This window comes from Hymenobacter sp. B1770 (genome assembly GCF_049896385.1).
GTDB lineage: Bacteria > Bacteroidota > Bacteroidia > Cytophagales > Hymenobacteraceae > Hymenobacter.
In genome coordinates this window covers 1-3694 of sequence record NZ_JAFCUF010000020.1, presented here as the reverse complement: position 1 = coordinate 3694, position 3694 = coordinate 1, and the positions used below count along the sequence as shown (strand labels likewise).

The following is a 3694-nucleotide window of genomic DNA, read 5'->3' as shown; positions in this document are numbered from 1 at the left end:
CACCACGTGCCCTTCGACACCCACGGCCTGCCCGACGGCGTCTTCTTTGTCCGGCTCATCACCCAACACGAAGTCATCAACGTTAAAGTGGTGCACACGAAGTAGTAGCCTATCTCAAATGGCTGCCTCCGGGCCGGTTCTAATCACCGGCCCACCCAGGCCCGAGCAACGAGCCCGGCCCATGGATACGGCTTCATCAAAGCCGCCCGTGGGTCGGGCTTTTGCGTAAGCCCGCACGAAGCACTTTCCAATCGTCCCTACTTTTATTTTGCGCCCACGGGTAGCGCCTAGTAAAGAAATATACTTTTATTGCATCTTTATAGTATGACCTGATTCAGGAATAAGCCACCGCAAAACATTAGGGCTTATTTCTGGATACAAGCCGACACCCCGACCCAGCAAGGCCGATTACTTACACAAACAAGTAGCACAAGCCCCAGAAAACACATAAATCATACGCTTTCAGACAGATACACTCCAACCTGCGCCGTATTTATTTTATGATGCAGCTCTCCGAACCAGCCTTCGCTGCTGACGTTTTTTGTAGCATAGGCACAATTGAGGCTTGCACTCAGAGCCGGCCGCCAATAAACTATGGCAGCTTTTTTGAGGTAAACCGCTCGGCGCCCACCGCGGCGCCCCATGCCCACCAGGACGGGCATGAGCTCACAATTTCTTTACACAGGCGCCTGGCTCCTAGCCTGACTGCTTTCGTTTTATGAGTATTCAAGTTCCACAAACCAAATCAGCGTTATCTGCCGAACGCAAGCGCACCGCCGCCGCCGAGGCCGAAGTGGTGCGGCTGCGGGCACAGCTGGAAGCTATTACGGAAGCCGCTACCTCGGCCCAGATACCTTCTTTTGACGCCGTGCAGGAGCTGGCCCGGGTGGTTGGCCACCTCAAGCAGGTTGAAAAGGAGCTGGAAGACCAGCAAGACCTGGTTCGCCAGGTCATCAACACCAGCCCCAACCTGATTTACGTGGAAGATGCCAAGGGCGGCATCATCCTGGCCAACAAGAGCTACGCTCACATCTTGAGTTGGCTATCCAGCCGCAGCCGTGCCGACGAGCCCCTGGCCGCGGGCGTGCCAGCTCCGGACCGCCAAACGGAGAACGGGGAAACCTACGAAACCGCGACCACTTTTGAGGAGTGCTACCACCTCATGGACGGCCAAACCCGCTGGTACCACACCACCCAGAGCCCGCTGATGCGCTCAGACGGCTCCCGCTACCTGCTCTCGTTCTCGTCCGACATCACGGAGCTGAAGCGGGCCAACCGGGTGGCCGAAGAGTCGGTGCACGCCAAGCAAGTGTTCATGGCCAACATGAGCCACGAAATCCGGACGCCCCTGCACGGGGTGATGGGCCTGGCCGACCTAATCAAGAAAGGACCGCTCTCAGCCGAACAGGCCGACTACGTGGACATGATTCAGTCCAGCACCGAAAACCTGCTGGTGGTTATTAACGACATCCTGGACTTTGCCAAAATTGAGTCGGGCAAAATCAACCTGGAGAATATTCCGTTCGACCTCATCAAGACCGTGCAGGACGCCGTGCGTTCGCTCACCTTCAAGTCGGACGAGAAGGGCGTGGTGCTGCGCATCCTGGGTCTGAATGAAAACCTGCCCCTGGCCCAGGGCGACCCCTACCGCCTGCGCCAGGTGCTGGTCAACCTCATCAGCAACGCCATCAAGTTCACCGAGCAGGGTGCCATCACCATCACCATCGACGCCAGCCAGCGCTCGGGCACCCACCTGCCGGTCACGTTCAGCGTAGCCGATACCGGCATTGGCATCAGCGCCGAAAACCTCAGCACTGTTTTCAGCAGCTTCCAGCAGGGCGACAGCAGCGTGCCGCGACTATACGGCGGCACGGGGCTGGGGCTCACCATCTGCAAAAATCTGGTTGAGCTGCAAGGCGGAGAAATCGGCGTGCGCAGCGAGCCCGGCCAGGGCAGCTGCTTCTACTTCACCATCCCCTACACGGTCAGCAACGAGCAGCCGGCGAAAGAGCACGCCGTCATTCAGCAGCCCGACCTGCTGCGGGGGCTCAACATTTTGTTTGCCGAAGACAATGCCGTAAACCAGCTTATTGGCGTGTCGATGCTCAGCCAATGGCAGGTGAAGGTCGACATGGCCCAGAACGGCGAAGAAGCCTTGCACAAAGCCTGGCAGCGCAAGTACGACCTCATTCTGATGGACATCCAAATGCCCCAGATGAACGGGTTCGAAGCCACTTCGCGGCTGCGGGCCGAACAAAGCCCCAACCGCAACACTCCCGTTATTGCCCTCACGGCCGATGCGATTCGGGTCAACGAACGCTCCTGCGAGTCCTTGGGCTTCAACGATTTCCTAACCAAACCCTATAGCGAACTAGCCCTTTACAACATCATCGCCAAGGTCAGTCAACGGTCCAAGAGCCCGCTGGCGCCGGTAGATGTGCCCATAGCCGCCTCAGACCTGGGCTTGCGCTACGACTTCGCGATGCTGGGTCGGTTGGCCACCGACCAAACCTTCATCCGCAAGATGCTGGAGCTGTTCATCAACCGGGTGCCCGGGCAGGTGAAAACCCTCCAACTCGCTGTAGAGCAGGACGACTGGCAGACCGTAGCCCACGAAGCCCACAGCCTGAAATCGACCTTTGGCAGCCTGAACATTCAGCCCGAAGTAGGCAATCTGAAGATGGTGGAAGAGCTTGCCGAGCTGCAGGCGCCCAAAGCCGAGATTCTTCCCTTTGTCAATGCTATTGCCAAAGGCACTGAGCTATTTTCTGCGCTATTTATTGAAGAACTAGCCAAAATGTCTGCTGAACAGGAGGCATAATCCTGCGGGTTAATGCTGACAACAGGGTTTGCAACGGTATACCTAGACGCCACCTACCAACGTATGGACGGTGCAGCCATTCTAGGCGGTTAGCGCCGGGCAAGTTTCAGCCTCTGCAATGAACCACTTTGCAGCCCCTACCGGGCACTTCGCCAGCTCGAAGTGCCCGGTAGGGGCTGTGCTTTTTAGTTGGCCTGGGTGGTCGTTTGCAGCATTACCATCCACCCTACTCTGCCTCTGATTTCCGCTTGTACCGGGTGATTACAGGTTACACCAGCATCTAGTGGCGCTGACTTTAACCGTAAGGTTTATGCAGCGCTATATGCGAGCCTATTTAGCCTCTACGGACGAATCAAGGTGTGAAAGTTACAATTTGGCCTTAGTGCGCGAATATGGTGTTGGCTGGTCTGCCCAACTAAAATTTTATTATCAGAATAATAAGCAGCAAGTCAAATTCATTTACTATTTATAGCGAAACGTTATCTATTATAACACACAGATATTCACCAACAAACAGCATATTATAGCTTTCTTATGCCAAAATGTTGTACGGGTTGAATCCTATTTTAGAAATTTCTCCCGTTAACTTTATGGTGTGCATGCTTTAATCAATTTTAATAATTGAGGCAGTCAGGAGCCTTTTAACTACAAAAACCTTAGTACAAAGTCTATGTTTTTTATTGAAAAAGTCATATCAAAAATTACTCCTGCCATACTCAATACCTTTCTACTTATCGGCACCGTTAGCGCCATAAACTTAGCGGCACCAGCCGCGTTGGCTCAAACCTCAACGACCTGCAGCGGTACGGGCAGCGCCACGTACCAGGTGTGGAACAACGTGAACGGCACGGCCGTGAGCGACATCCCCACCGG

At 54.9% G+C, this 3694-nt stretch carries 2 protein-coding genes; both read left to right on the top strand.

Annotated features, from left to right (window positions below; all coding sequences use genetic code 11):
• The first annotated feature begins 718 nt into the window (after positions 1–718).
• Positions 719–2821: an ATP-binding protein gene (locus ACP7AJ_RS21125; protein WP_426062215.1), complete on the top strand. Its 2103-nt coding sequence runs from the start codon at positions 719–721 to the stop codon at positions 2819–2821.
• Positions 2822–3491: 670 nt separating this feature from the next.
• The coding region (locus tag ACP7AJ_RS21120) for a hypothetical protein (protein ID WP_426062214.1) at positions 3492–3694 on the top strand (203 nt) is incomplete at its 3' end.